At 46.3% G+C, this 13,371-nt stretch carries 15 protein-coding genes; 13 read left to right on the forward strand and 2 right to left on the reverse strand.

The window, feature by feature from the left end; genetic code table 11:
- The first annotated feature begins 25 nt into the window (after window positions 1–25).
- The 4 genes from P5G61_RS23590 to P5G61_RS23605 all read left to right on the forward strand — a co-directional run bounded on the left by P5G61_RS23590 (window position 26) and on the right by P5G61_RS23605 (window position 4,916).
- Window positions 26–2,395: an endonuclease MutS2 gene (locus tag P5G61_RS23590; RefSeq protein ID WP_301248656.1), complete on the forward strand. Its 2,370-nt coding sequence runs from the start codon at window positions 26–28 to the stop codon at window positions 2,393–2,395.
- A 73-nt stretch (window positions 2,396–2,468) separates the two neighbouring features.
- Window positions 2,469–2,888, forward strand: coding sequence for a DUF350 domain-containing protein (locus P5G61_RS23595; protein ID WP_024628337.1), 420 nt, complete (start codon window positions 2,469–2,471; stop codon window positions 2,886–2,888).
- 120 nt (window positions 2,889–3,008) lie between these two features.
- The gene (locus P5G61_RS23600; protein ID WP_301248658.1) at window positions 3,009–3,575 is read left to right on the forward strand and encodes a hypothetical protein; all 567 of its coding nucleotides are present in this window, start codon (window positions 3,009–3,011) and stop codon (window positions 3,573–3,575) included.
- Window positions 3,576–3,701: 126 nt separating this feature from the next.
- Window positions 3,702–4,916 (forward strand): MFS transporter, encoded by a 1,215-nt coding sequence (locus P5G61_RS23605; RefSeq protein WP_301248659.1) that lies wholly within the window; start codon window positions 3,702–3,704, stop codon window positions 4,914–4,916.
- Window positions 4,917–4,975: 59 nt separating this feature from the next.
- Here P5G61_RS23605 and P5G61_RS23610 read toward each other — a convergent pair whose 3' ends face one another.
- Window positions 4,976–6,196, reverse strand: a complete 1,221-nt coding sequence (locus P5G61_RS23610; protein WP_301248660.1) for an NAD(P)/FAD-dependent oxidoreductase — start codon at window positions 6,194–6,196, stop codon at window positions 4,976–4,978.
- Between the two features lie 97 nt (window positions 6,197–6,293).
- On the opposite strand from P5G61_RS23610, the gene P5G61_RS23615 reads away from it, so the two are divergent.
- The 7 genes from P5G61_RS23615 (at window position 6,294) to P5G61_RS23645 (ending at window position 10,537) form a co-directional block, all read left to right on the forward strand.
- Window positions 6,294–6,527 (forward strand): hypothetical protein, encoded by a 234-nt coding sequence (locus P5G61_RS23615; protein WP_024628341.1) that lies wholly within the window; start codon window positions 6,294–6,296, stop codon window positions 6,525–6,527.
- A 34-nt stretch (window positions 6,528–6,561) separates the two neighbouring features.
- Window positions 6,562–6,957, forward strand: coding sequence for a spore coat protein (locus P5G61_RS23620; protein ID WP_024628342.1), 396 nt, complete (start codon window positions 6,562–6,564; stop codon window positions 6,955–6,957).
- 158 nt (window positions 6,958–7,115) lie between these two features.
- Window positions 7,116–7,616, forward strand: a complete 501-nt coding sequence (locus P5G61_RS23625; RefSeq protein ID WP_301248661.1) for an Lrp/AsnC family transcriptional regulator — start codon at window positions 7,116–7,118, stop codon at window positions 7,614–7,616.
- 13 nt (window positions 7,617–7,629) lie between these two features.
- Entirely contained in the window at window positions 7,630–8,838 is a 1,209-nt protein-coding gene (locus P5G61_RS23630; RefSeq protein ID WP_024628344.1) for an aminotransferase class I/II-fold pyridoxal phosphate-dependent enzyme, read from the forward strand.
- 190 nt (window positions 8,839–9,028) lie between these two features.
- Window positions 9,029–9,250, forward strand: coding sequence for an aspartyl-phosphate phosphatase Spo0E family protein (locus tag P5G61_RS23635; RefSeq protein ID WP_173405202.1), 222 nt, complete (start codon window positions 9,029–9,031; stop codon window positions 9,248–9,250).
- 161 nt (window positions 9,251–9,411) lie between these two features.
- On the forward strand, window positions 9,412–9,963 hold the full coding sequence (locus P5G61_RS23640) for a type 2 periplasmic-binding domain-containing protein (protein WP_024628346.1): 552 nt from the start codon (window positions 9,412–9,414) through the stop codon (window positions 9,961–9,963).
- A gap of 37 nt (window positions 9,964–10,000) precedes the next feature.
- Window positions 10,001–10,537: a bifunctional adenosylcobinamide kinase/adenosylcobinamide-phosphate guanylyltransferase gene (locus P5G61_RS23645; RefSeq protein WP_024628347.1), complete on the forward strand. Its 537-nt coding sequence runs from the start codon at window positions 10,001–10,003 to the stop codon at window positions 10,535–10,537.
- Window positions 10,538–10,644: 107 nt separating this feature from the next.
- On the opposite strand, the gene P5G61_RS23650 is transcribed toward P5G61_RS23645, so the two are convergent.
- Entirely contained in the window at window positions 10,645–11,256 is a 612-nt protein-coding gene (locus P5G61_RS23650) for a DedA family protein (RefSeq protein WP_024628348.1), read from the reverse strand.
- Window positions 11,257–11,482: 226 nt separating this feature from the next.
- Between P5G61_RS23650 and P5G61_RS23655 the strand changes: the two genes are divergently transcribed.
- Both P5G61_RS23655 and P5G61_RS23660 read left to right on the forward strand, forming a co-directional pair.
- Window positions 11,483–12,064 (forward strand): cob(I)yrinic acid a,c-diamide adenosyltransferase, encoded by a 582-nt coding sequence (locus P5G61_RS23655; RefSeq protein WP_024628349.1) that lies wholly within the window; start codon window positions 11,483–11,485, stop codon window positions 12,062–12,064.
- Complete coding sequence (locus P5G61_RS23660) at window positions 12,061–13,044, forward strand: RluA family pseudouridine synthase (RefSeq protein WP_301248665.1); 984 nt, start codon at window positions 12,061–12,063, stop codon at window positions 13,042–13,044. Before P5G61_RS23655 ends, P5G61_RS23660 begins: the two co-directional genes overlap by 4 nt.
- The last annotated feature ends 327 nt before the right edge of the window (window positions 13,045–13,371 follow it).

The raw sequence follows: 13,371 nt of genomic DNA on the forward strand, positions 1-13,371 counted from the left end.
TTATAGTTTGGAAGGAGTTGTACACTTGGACACGAAAATTTTACACACATTGGAATATCGCAAAATTTTAAATACATTGCAAAGCTTTGCCCAGACTACGATGGGAAAAAAGAAAGCGGACCAATTGGAGCCGATCAGTGAACTGGAAGAAGTCAAGAGGTTGCTCCAGCAAACGGATGAAGCTTTTACGTTTGACCGTCTGAAAGGCTCTCCATCTTTTGGGGGAATTGTGGATATTACCGCATCCATCAAACGTGCCGAAATCGGAGGCACGTTGAACCCGCATGAGCTGCTGGGGATTTCCAACACCACCTTGGCAGCACGTCGATTGAAACGCCAAATCGCTGCGCTCCACGATGATGAAAAGGTAGAATCGATTTTTTATATCAGTGATCAGTTATCTGAGCAAAAAGCGCTCGAAGATGCGATTCGTATCTGTATTGACGACAATGCCGAAGTCTCAGATAGCGCAAGTGTTACACTAGCGCAGATTCGGCGTGAATTGCGCGGAGGTGAATCCCGAATTCGCGAGAAGCTGGATTCGATGATTCGTTCTTCGACGGTATCCAAAATGCTGCAGGACCAGCTGATTACCATTCGTGGAGACCGTTTCGTGATTCCCGTGAAATCGGAGTATCGCTCTTACTTTGGCGGGATTGTACATGATCAATCCGGTTCGGGAGCAACGCTGTTTATTGAACCTGAATCCATCGTTGCGATGAATAACAAATTGCGTGAAACCCGAATCCGGGAAGAGCGCGAAATTGAAGTGATTTTGCAGAAATTGACGGCACTTGTCAGTGAACAGGCAGAGTGGTTATTATATGATGTTGACCTGCTGGGATCTTTGGATTTTATTTTTGCCAAAGCACGTCTTGCCCGTGAATTAAAGGCCACGTTGCCACGCATGAATGATCGCGGATTCATCAAGCTCAAGAAGGGGCGTCATCCGCTCATTTCGATTGAAAATGTGGTGCCCACCGATATTGAACTTGGCAACGATTATACGTCCATAATTGTAACGGGTCCTAACACGGGTGGTAAGACGGTAACGCTCAAGACCATTGGATTACTGAGTCTCATGGCGATGTCTGGTTTGTTCGTTCCGGCCGAAGACGGCAGTCAGCTATGTGTATTTGATGCAATTTACGCGGACATTGGTGATGAACAAAGCATTGAACAGAATCTGAGTACGTTCTCCAGCCATATGACGAACATCATTCGGATCTTGAAAAACATGACGACCAAAAGCCTCGTGCTGCTTGACGAACTTGGGGCAGGTACTGACCCGGCAGAAGGGTCTGCGCTGGCAATCTCCATTCTGGAGCATATGCATCAGACCGGATGCCGCATGGTAGCAACAACGCATTACAGTGAGTTGAAAGCTTACGCTTATGAGCGTAAAGGTGTTATTAATGCCAGCATGGAATTTGATGTCAATACACTGAGCCCGACCTATAGACTACTTGTAGGTGTTCCGGGACGGAGTAACGCGTTCGCAATTGCGGAGCGACTGGGTCTGCCAGGATACATTCTGGATTACGCCCGTGGCGAAGTGAAAGAGGAAGACCAGCGCGTCGAGCATATGATTGCTTCCCTGGAAGAGAATCGGCTTACTGCTGAACAAGAACGTGAAAGTGCGGAGCGTCTGCGTCAGGATATGGAGAAATTGCGCAGCCGCCACCAAGCCGAATTGGAGAAGCTGGAACAGCAGCGTGACCGCCGTATTGAAAAAGCGGAAGAAGATGCCCGCAACATTGTGGACAAAGCGAGAGCGGAAGCAGAGAAGATTATAGCCGATCTCCGTCAGCTCGCTATGGAAGAAGGAGCATCCGTGAAGGAGCACAAGCTGATTGCTGCTCGCAAACAACTGGATGAAGCAGAACCGGAGAAACGCAAGAAGACCATTAAGCGTGCTGCAACGGCAACGAAGTCCCGGGCCATCGGCCCAGGCGATGAAGTTCTTGTCTACAGTTTGAATCAAAAAGGTCATGTGGTGGAGATGTCCGGCAGCAGGGATGCCATGGTTCAATTGGGGATCATGAAAATGAAAGTATCCTTGAATGATCTTGAATTACAGCAGTCTGCACCAGCGGATTCCAAGCCGAAACAGAAACCGGTAACGGGTGTGAAACGAACTCGCGATGACAATGTGAAAAGTGAACTGGATTTGCGGGGCACGAATCTGGAAGAGGCCTTGATGGAGACAGACCGCTTTATCGATGAAGCGTTCCTTGCTAATCTGGGTCAGGTCTATATCATTCATGGTAAAGGAACAGGAATTTTGCGTTCCGGTATTCAAGATTACCTGCGTAAGCATAGACATATAAAAAGTTACCGGCTGGGCAATTACGGAGAAGGCGGAAACGGTGTGACCGTCGCAGAATTGGAATAGCCCGACCAAGAATCAAAGATATTCTGCCGCCTGAGTGTCTTCAGGCAGCAGAATGGGGAAGGGGAAACGATGAGTGAAAGGGACGATAGACCAATTGCTGTCTCATCCCTTGGGGATGGTGCTCGGATTTTTCTCCGTAGCGATTATGGAGCTGCTTGTATTTCTTGCCTGCTTTGAACTGGTGACCAAGTACAAATGCTGGAATGAAATCAAGAAGGGGAATGTGGCGGTTGCAATGGCTACAGGAGGCAAGATCTTTGGGATCTGTAATGTACTTCATTTCTGCATTCAGGCCAAATCGTCGGTGTATGAAGCTATGACGTGGTCCATTGTAGGATTTGTTCTACTGCTCATTGCTTATTTTCTATTCGAGTTTCTGACACCGGTGTTCTCTATTGACAAGGAGATTGAAGCGGATAACCGGGCCGTTGGATTGATTTCCATGATTATTTCCGTCTCGTTGTCATTTGTTATTGGCGCGAGCATCATGTAGGGGGACCGTTCATGAAAATATTGATACGGATTCTGTTTGCTGCGTCGATTGTATTCTTTGCCATAGGCATCATTTATGTGTTGAACACATGATTATTTGAAAGAGAAAGGTTGATTCAATATGGAACCAACAGTATGTCCATGGTGTCACACCGAGATTGTATGGGATGAGGAGCTAGGTCCTGAAGAAGAATGCCCTTACTGTCACAATGAATTAAAGGGATATCGTACTCTAAACATCAGCATCGGTGATGAAGAGAACGATGAAGCAGAAGAAGACATTTATGATATGGATGATGTCGTGGACGATGAACAAACTACGGATCTTGCCAGCCTGTGGGGAGATGAAGTAGAGCTGAAATTGCCGGAACTTCGTACATTAACGAAGTATGCGGATGAGGGAAATGATTTGATTCAATACGAAGAAGGCGTGGAGAAACAACTTGATTTGCAAGAAGAGGTACCAGAATGCCCGCACTGTCGTGAATTCATGATCCTCACGGGTACACAGAAGTCCACCAAAGATACGTTTAATCCTGTTGCCAATGCCGTTTCCGGTACGGACTCGTTGCTGGATGCGCCATTCGAAGTACAAATGTATGTATGCTCAGGCTGCTTCCAGGTGCAATATAATTTGGCCGAAGATGACCGTCTGCGTCTGATCCAGAATTTGAGTGCGCGGAAATAAGGGAGTATAACGATCTGAAAATATAATATTCCGGGAAATTCATCATGTTTTCCTTCTGCTTGGGGCACGTTAACCCTGAGACCTGCCTGTGAAGTGCTGACTTCAGGTGGAATAAGGAGGGAGCAGATGAAGATTTCTCTGGGACGACAATCCATTCTGCTACTAGGCGTGAATGGATTGTTTGTGTTAGCCGGAGCTTTGTCGGGGACGTTTCTGAATGTGTATCTGTGGAAAAGTCGTCCGGACTACGCCATGCTCGGGTGGTTCACCATAAGCCAGCAAATTGCACTGGGACTTACGTTCTGGCTCGCGGGGAAGTGGGTCAAGGAGCATAATAAAATGTATGCTTTGCGATTAGGCACCGCTTTGTCGGGTGTATTTTACATGCTTGTATTATGGGCGGGGCCCAAAGCAGTTGACTGGATTTGGCCTTTGGGGATTCTGCTCGGATGTGCACTCGGGTTGTTCTGGATTACGTTTAACGTTGTTTATTTTGAGGTGACTGATCGGGAAAATAGAGACCTGTTCAACGGTTGGGTGGGTTTACTGGGTTCCATGACAGGCATAATCGGCCCTTGGTTCTCAGGTCTTATTATTTCACGAATGGCTGACAATACGGGCTATCGCCTTATTTTCACAGTGTCGTTGGTGATCTATGTAATTGCCGTCGTGTTCAGTTTTTTTCTGAAAAAAAGGGAGGTCAGCGGCACATACCGCTGGTCTGAACCATGGCGACAGTTATCTGCCAAAGATAGTCCATGGAGACCGCTTGGCATGGGATTATTTGCGCAAGGCGTGCGAGAAGGTGTATTTGCCTTTCTGATTGCATTGCTCGTCTATATAGCTACGAAGCAGGAATATAAGCTTGGGCAGTTCTCACTAATCACTTCTGCCGTAGCTCTGGTGAGTTATTGGGCCGCAGGAAAATGGTTTAAGCCGCAATACAGGTCTAGGGGAATGTTGGCCGGAGCGATATTGTTGTTCATCGTATTGCTTCCTCTGTTATGGAAGGTTAGCTATGGTACGCTTTTAATTATGGGAATCGGGTCAGCCTTGTCGATGCCGCTGTACATTTTGCCGATGATTTCGGCAGGATTCGACCTGATGGGAACGAGCGGCGAAAATGTAGAGAAAAGGGTTGAACTTGTCGTATTAAGGGAGCTGTGTTTGATGGTCGGCCGGTTATTCGGCCTTGCTGTATTTATTCTGACGGTCATGAATGGCCCTTCATTACAAACGCTAACCTGGCTTATTGTGGTGCTTGGAGCTTTCCCGCTTATTGGCTGGATATTCATGCGTAAAATGTTAGTACAGCCGGATCAGCAAAAACCTTCTGCATAGGAAAAGGGTACAGTCCAGGGATGTGATCCTGAACTGTACCCTTATTTATTGAGATTTGCTTACACAGGAGTAGGCTTATTCGTTCTTGTTAATGAGAAAAGTTCCATGTCGTCATTCCGGACTCCTGTAACAGCGTCGGCCAGAATAGAAGCAGCGAACATGCTGTACACCGTCCCGTTACCGCCATAACCCTCGAGAAAATAAGAATGCGGGTAATCGGGATGTGGGCCGATAAACGGAAGGCCGTCATTGGTATTGCCGAACACGGCACCCCAGGCATAATCAACTTCAAGACCATCCAACGGGAAATAAGAGCGAACTTCTTCCAGGAGTGTATCTCCCCGGTGTTTTGCCCGAATCTCGCGCTGATCTTCCCTCGGTGTCTCTTCATCCAGTCCGCCAGCAATGATCCGTCCGTCTGGTGTTGTTCTCATATACAGATAAGGGCGTGCTGTCTCCCAGATCAGACTGTGCTCATGCCATTCTTTCAGGTCTGGCAACGGCTTCGTTGCAATAGCGTAGGTGGTTTGCAGGTAGGCTCCTTGATCCCTTTTGATGGCCTGCGTCTCATAACCGGCAGCAAAAATAACCTTACTGGCCCGGATTTTCCCACTTGAAGTATAACAAAGCACACCATCATCATCGAATTCACAATGAATCATCTCTGTCTGTCCGTAGATTCGTGCTCCACGTTTGCTCGCTGATTCAAACAGGGCATGAACAAAGCGATACGGGTTCACTTCGGCATCCCCCAACGTATAAAGTGCGGCAGGTTTGCTGAAGGGAAAATGGTCGCTAATTTTGTCGGAATTCCACAGTTCAGCTTCAAAGCCATAGCGCTTCAACGTTTGATATTCTTTCTCCAACATGGCTACATCATCCTTGCTGCTGGCAAAACAGAGACTGGTCCGCGGAATAAACCAGGGATCGGTATCGAGCCTTTCCGCAATTTGTGTGAGCTGCTGCATGGCTTCACGACATAGTTCATAGAATCGCACGCCTGTTTTTTCGCCAAAGGTATGAATGCATGAGGTTAATGATTTGTCGTTCGTGTATTGTAAAAGGCCTGTATTGGCAGAGCTGCTGCCATGGGCAATCTCCCTTTTATCAATGACAACTGTGTTAACACCACGCTGCGTGAGCAATTCGGAAGTCAGTGCGCCCCCCATACCACCGCCGATGATCAGGCAGTCACAGGAGATGTCGGTTTGCAGCGGGGGATAGGTGGAATTTGTATTAAAAGTGGAAGGCCAGAAAGGTGTGCCATAGACCAGATCCATGAGAAACATCTCCTTTGTAATTAACGTTTGTATACTTTTGGGCGACCGGGTTAACAATAATTGCGCATAAACTTTATGCCGAGGAGGTCAACGAAACATGCAGAATCAATCCATGCAAGCGCTGAGTCCGAAAGAGTTGAATTATATCGCGGATTCGATATCCAATGAAGAACTGCTGATCAAGCAGTGTGCAGCCACAGCTTCCATCTCACATAATCCGCAAATTCAACAAGCACTGAACCAGTATGTTCGCTCCCATGAACAGCATCTGAACATCCTTGTTAATGCTCTTCAGCAGCATCAGTCCATTGCCCCAACACAGGCTCAGTAAATCGAATTGAATCTAACGTTTAGGAGGAAATCGTGTGTACTCACAATCCATGTCTTCCAATGGGAATTTTATGCAGGAGAAAGATTTGCTAAAGTCGATTCTTGCAGATTTAAGACGAACTTCGCGCGAATATACGACAGCAACAACAGAATCTTCATGCCCGATGACTCGCAGAATGTTTACAGACCTGACCAACGATACCCTAAGGCTGCAAGGTGATCTGTTTAATCTAATGCAGCAAAACAACATGTATTCTGTCTCTTCCAAAGCACTTCGCCAGGATGTGGATAAGCAGATTCAGTCTGCTCAGCAGACCCAACAGAAATGTCAGCAGTTCATTCAGGAAAAGAACACTCAGAACAGTGCTTACAGCCAGGCACCCAATGTACCTCAGCATCAACCGAATTACGGTAACCCTTATTACATGTAACCTTTGTAATTATGGTTTGAAGCAGGGACTGTCACAGACCATACCACCGCTTGCCCGAATTCAGGGCGGGCGGTTTTTGTCTTTGCATGATCGTTGAATTCATGTAATATAAGTATTAATTCATTTTCAGGAACCTGGATGACGCTGGAGGGAAAGACATGAAGGATCTGAACGATCTGCAATTAAAAGTTCTGGATTTGTTGAAGGAAGACGCGAGAAGGACTCCCGCACTGCTGTCGACGCTGTTGGGGGAGTCGGAGGATAAGATCAAGAACGCCGTGGCACAGCTTGAACAGGAACATGTTATTGTGAAATACGCAACCGTTGTGAATTGGAGCAAGATCGATGATGAGAAAGTAACAGCCTTGATCGAAGTGCAGATTACGCCTGAGCGTGGTCGTGGCTTCGAAGGAATCGCGGAACGCATTTATCTGTATCCGCAAGTGAAATCGGTATATCTCATGTCAGGTGCATACGATCTGCTCGTAGAAGTAGAAGGTGGCAACCTGCGTGAAGTCGCTAATTTTGTTTCGGAGAAATTGTCTCCGATTGACTCTGTACTTTCAACGAAAACGAATTTTATTCTTAAAAAATATAAGCAGGACGGGATTATTTTTGAAGACCATCAGGAAGACAACCGTCTCATGATCTCGCCGTAAAGGAAGATGCGTCATGATAGTGAATGAACAGACAACAGGAAACAACAAGAAAATGACTTCGTATCTGGCACCTTTGGTTCAACAGATACCGCCATCCGGCATACGTAAATTTTTTGATCTGGTTGGTGATAACAAGGATATCATCACACTGGGTGTAGGAGAACCGGACTTTGTAACACCATGGCATATGCGTGAAGCTTGTGTATATTCACTCGAAAGAGGCATGACCAGTTACACTTCCAATGCCGGTATGCCGAAACTGAGAGAAGCCATTAGCGAGTATCTGGACACTCAGTTTGATACCAAGTATGATCCTAAGGATGAGATTATCGTTACCGTTGGTGGCAGTGAGGCCATTGATCTGGCCTTGCGTGCATTAATCGTACCTGGTGACGAAATTCTGATTCCCGAACCTTCGTATGTGGCATATTCTCCAATTGCTTCAATTGGTGGAGGTATACCGGTTGGGGTAGAGACGTATGCGAAGGATCAGTTTAAACTGACTGCCGAGGCGCTGGAAGCAGGTATTACACCGAAGTCCAAGGTGGTTATCCTATGTTATCCGAGTAATCCAACAGGTGCGATTATGACTTATGAAGAATGGCTGCCTATTGCTGAAGTGATCAAAAAGCATGACCTGATTGTCATCGCGGATGAGATTTATGCGGAGCTGACATATACGCAAAAACATGTTAGTTTCGCTTCAATTCCGGATATGAAAGAACGTACCATTTTGGTTAGTGGATTTTCCAAGGCTTTTGCAATGACCGGCTGGCGAATCGGGTATATGTGTGGACATCCTGAACTGATTGCAGCCATGCTCAAAATTCATCAATATACGGTGATGTGTGCACCTGCCATGGGACAGGTGGCTGCGCTTGAGGCATTGACGAACGGATTGGGCGAGAAGGACAGAATGGTCGAATCCTATAATCAGCGCAGACGCCTTATCGTACAAGGGTTTCGCGAGATTGGACTGGACTGCCATGAACCCCAGGGAGCATTTTATGCATTTCCGAGTATTCAGAAGACAGGGCTGAGTTCAGATCTGTTTGCCGAGCGTCTGCTAACGGAAAATAAGGTGGCGGCTGTTCCAGGTAATGTATTTGGTCCACAAGGCGAAGGGTTTCTTCGTTGTTCCTATGCAACATCCGTGACCCAATTGAATGAAGCATTGGAACGAATCGGAAACTTTGTTTACAAACTGCAAAAAGAGGGTTAATAGGAATTAGAAGCTTAGGACAAATGTGAACGTTCTTCAAACTAGAAAAAAATAACTTTCTTTTACAAAATATTGTGATATAATTTCAATTTGAAATAAGTTTTTCTTGTATTTGGAAACTAATTTTTCCAAGGAGGGGTTGGCTTTGTTTTGTGTTGAATATGATTTACCGACTAATCGTGGGCATTATTTGGCAGAAGGCGATCATGGCGACCGATGGTCGGTGAAACCGGATCACGCATCTTTGCATAACGTTTCCTTGGAAGATGAGATCCATATGCTTCGCCTCAAGATGGAACAGATATTTCTGGAAGAGAAGTCATTCACATCCGATATTGTAATTGAAATTAGCAGTTTGCTAGATTTGAAGATTAATGAATACATGAAGGCTAATCCGATTAAAGGAAAATAATTTTTTGTTGTATCTAAACGTTACGTATACTCGATTTGAAGAAGACCCGGAAAGGGTCTTTTTTTTGATCTATGAATAGATTGCTTTGGATAGGAAGGGTTATTTTTTTGCGTGGAACAATTGTGATATATTGTACATAGGAGACTAAAGGGGGAACTGGAATGAAGAGATTTTGGGGGCTTGCCGCAATCATTTCTATGATTTTTCTACTTGCTGGCTGTGGCGGTAAGGACGGTTTTACAATTTTTATCATTGACAACCAAGGAAATCCATCCGTGATCTCGGAGCAGCTGCAAGCTAATTTGCAGCAGAAGTTGGGTGAGGAGCCCAAGGTAGAGGTAATCACAAGTGCGATGTATGATGTTCAGAAAATTATGGTAGAGTATGCGGCAGGTGGACATGATATTTTCATTTTGCCTGAGGCTGATATGAAGCAGTACGGAAGTAATGGCTCCAATATTCCGCTTGATGATACATTTAATCCAGAGAAGTATGAACGTGGTGTATTTGAAGGCGGGGTCCTGGTGGAGAAGGGCGAAGGGGACGATGGTTCAGATATCAAGACAGAATCACATCTCTATGGCATTCCGCTGGAAGACATGCAAATGTTCAAAGATGTAGATTATGCTGCGCAAAATCTGTTTGCTACCATTCCGGTGTCAGCGTCCAATGTCGAAGAATCCAAGAAAGTGCTGAAGGCGCTGACAGAATAAATGCAATCTAGTATGGCTACTGAAGGAGGGGAGCGGATTGCTAATTACGGTCACAGGCGGCATAGGCAGTGGTAAAACCCGATTTGCGCTTCGATACGCAGCCCGGATTAGCCGGGAGGGCATTTATTTATCCACTGGTGATCATGATCCCGTGATTCCCGAATTGCCATCCGCTCATTATCGTGCCATCCAGGCTGGAAACGGCCAGCACCTTACGGAGGTGCTTCACCAGATTAATCGGGAATCCAATCTCTTCCTTGCAGATCAGCGAATCGTTATTGTAGATAGTCTGACAGCATGGATGGCAGCAGGGTTCAGGGCAAGTGATGATCTGGATCAGCAGCGTTCACAGACGCAGCTGTTGCTGGATGCCCTTCTGTCTTACCAGGGAAAGCTGCTCGTGATCACCAACGAAATGCACGGTTCGCTGTATCCTTCAGAGGAAGAACGAATTTTTGCGGCAAGAATGGCGTCGGTTAATCGGGCGTTGCAGGCGCATTCGGAACAGATGTACCTGCTGGTATCTGGCTTGGCTGTTGATCTTAGAGGTCAAGGGCTGCGATATGAAGATTAGCATTATTCATAACATCAAAACGATGGACGAACCTAAAAAAACCTCCGTAACCACAAGTTGTGGTGCGGAGGCTTTGTTTTATGCCAAAAAGTATAGTGTAAATCTCTTTATTTCCGAGTTTTATTTCGTCTGATCCACCAGATTATACAGCCAACAACAATAATCGCCAGCAATACATATACGACGAGGGAGTACACGTCCATAAAGTGCAGAATACTTTCCCATGACGCTCCAAGCGCGGCACCAACTGAGACGAGAATGATATTCCAGGCCAGTGTTCCAATGGTCGTGAAAAGCAGGAATAAGCCAAATTTCATGTTGGACATACCGGCAGGAATCGAGATCAGGCTGCGAACAAGGGGAACCATGCGACAGAATAGTACGGTCCACATTCCATATTTGTCAAACCATGCATCGACACGGTGGATATCTTCTTTTTTGATCCGCAGTATATGTCCCCAACGTTCTACAATCTTCTCCAGTCGATTGACATCAATTAACAGTCCGATTCCATACAGAATGACAGCCCCAAGCACAGAACCAATGGTAGCCGCAATAATGACGCCAGGAAGGGTCAGGCTGGTGTAGGTGGTCATAAAGCCGCCAAATGGTAAAATGATTTCAGAGGGGATGGGGGGAAATACGTTTTCAAGAGCAATAATAAGTGCAATGCCTATGTAGCCGTATTGTTCCATGAAATCGGTTATCCAGTTTTGCATAATCGTCTCCTCTACTTTTGGTTTGCAAGAATTTGGCGTATACTCGGCAGAGTACGCCAATTCATATATACGTATGAAGGATCTCACTGGTTTCTGAAAATAATAGCATTCCCGTAATCATAGCAGGTCAAGTATACTGATTAAGTTAAAGTTAAGAAGGGCATGCATTTATATTTAACCCCAGCGTTCTGCCATGCGAATGATATTAACAATAGGAGGGATTACAATGGGCATATATACACGAACAGGTGATGAGGGACAGACCTCGGTCATTGGAGGACGGGTCATCAAGGACGATGACCGAGTTGAAGCTTACGGGACAATTGATGAGCTGAATTGTTTTGTTGGGCAGGCGATCAGTTTTATTGATCAAGCCAATGGAGAGTTTGAAGATTTGCGTGAACATTTGCTCGAAATTCAGCAAGAATTGTTTGATTGTGGGTCTGATCTAGCCTTTGTAAAAATTAGCGAAACCAAATATAAAGTACGGGATGAGATGGTCACCCGGCTTGAACAATGGATTGATCAGTACGATGCCGAGAATCCGAAGGTAGAACGGTTTATTTTGCCTGGGGGAAGTCTGCTCTCTTCCACATTACATGTTTGCCGTACGGTATGTCGCCGTGCTGAGCGCCGCGCCGTTACACTCGGACAGCATACGGATATCAACCCTTCCGTACGACGTTATTTGAACCGTCTGTCTGATTATTTCTTCGTTGTTGCACGGACTGCCAATGCGAGACAACAGGTAGCGGATATTGAGTATGTGCGGAGCAAAAAAGTATTCCGTCGCAAAGACAACGAATGAGCGATTATTATTCACCACTGACTTACACCGTTCCCGAACATGAAGAGGGTTGGCTGCTGAAGACTGTGCTTCAGCGTCGTTTGCAGGTTTCGCGCAAGCTCCTGTCGAGACTCAAACTCACGGAGCAGGGAATTATGTTGAATGGCGAGCGGGTATACATCAGCGTCAAAGTTAGTGCAGGTGACGTCCTGGAAGTCCGGATGGAACAGGAGGAGTCTGATGATATTTTGCCTGAGCCGATCCCCTTTACGATACTGTACGAAGACGAGCACTTGCTTATCGTGAACAAGGATTCCGGTGTCATCGTGCATCCAACACATGGGCATTACACAGGTACATTGGCGAACGGGGTAGTCCATTATTGGAAGTCCAAAGGCGAGCGTTTTCGCTTCAGACCGATTCATCGACTGGATCAGGAAACTTCGGGTGTGCTGGCAATCGCGAAAAATCCATATGTGCATCAGCATGTGTCTGAACAGATGATTGCAGGAACGGTGGACAAAAAGTATATTGCCTTTGTGCACGGTAGTCCTGCCCAAGAAGAGGGGGCCATCGATGGCCCGATCGATCGTGATCCCGCAGAGCCCCATCGTCGAATCGTTACACCTGACGGATATGCAGCAAGAACGTTATACACGACAGTCGCCCGATGGGCGGCAGGGAGCGCCAGCGCGGTGAACCTGAAGCTGGAGAGCGGCAGAACGCATCAAATACGGGTACATATGACATCAATCGGCTGCCCGTTAATCGGGGATCGGATGTACAAGACCCTTCCCGTACATGAGATCAATGAGCAGACCATGGCTGTTCGGCAGGAACGAGACACTTGGATTGACCGTCAGGCATTGCATGCATGCGAACTGTCGTTTGACCATCCCATTTTGCAGAAACGGATGACGTTCCATGCCCCTTTACCCGCTGATATGGCGGCATTGGGGGCACGCCTGGATGTTGAGGCATCTCCTAGAGAAGCATTATAAAATACTGTGAATCGGCCTGTGATTTGCGCTGTGTAGCATCTCAGTGCACGGTGCCCTGCTGTCTATCAATGGTTTTAGTTAGATGAACCTATGTGAGGGATGCAACCGCACCCGAACAAAATGCCGTAGGCTAAGGTCTTAAGGTCTTAAGGTCTTAAGGTCTTAAGGTCTTAAGGTCTTAAGGTCTTAAGGTCTTAAGGTCTTAAGGTTTTAAGGTTTTAAGGTTTTTGATCTTAAAATCATATAGCCGAATGGATATTTTTTTCATTCGCAAAGCGGTTCACAATTACAGTGCGATGGTATCGGTTTGGAGCGACTTTTGGATTT

The sequence above is a fragment of the Paenibacillus vandeheii genome, from assembly GCF_030433635.1.
GTDB lineage: Bacteria > Bacillota > Bacilli > Paenibacillales > Paenibacillaceae > Paenibacillus > Paenibacillus vandeheii.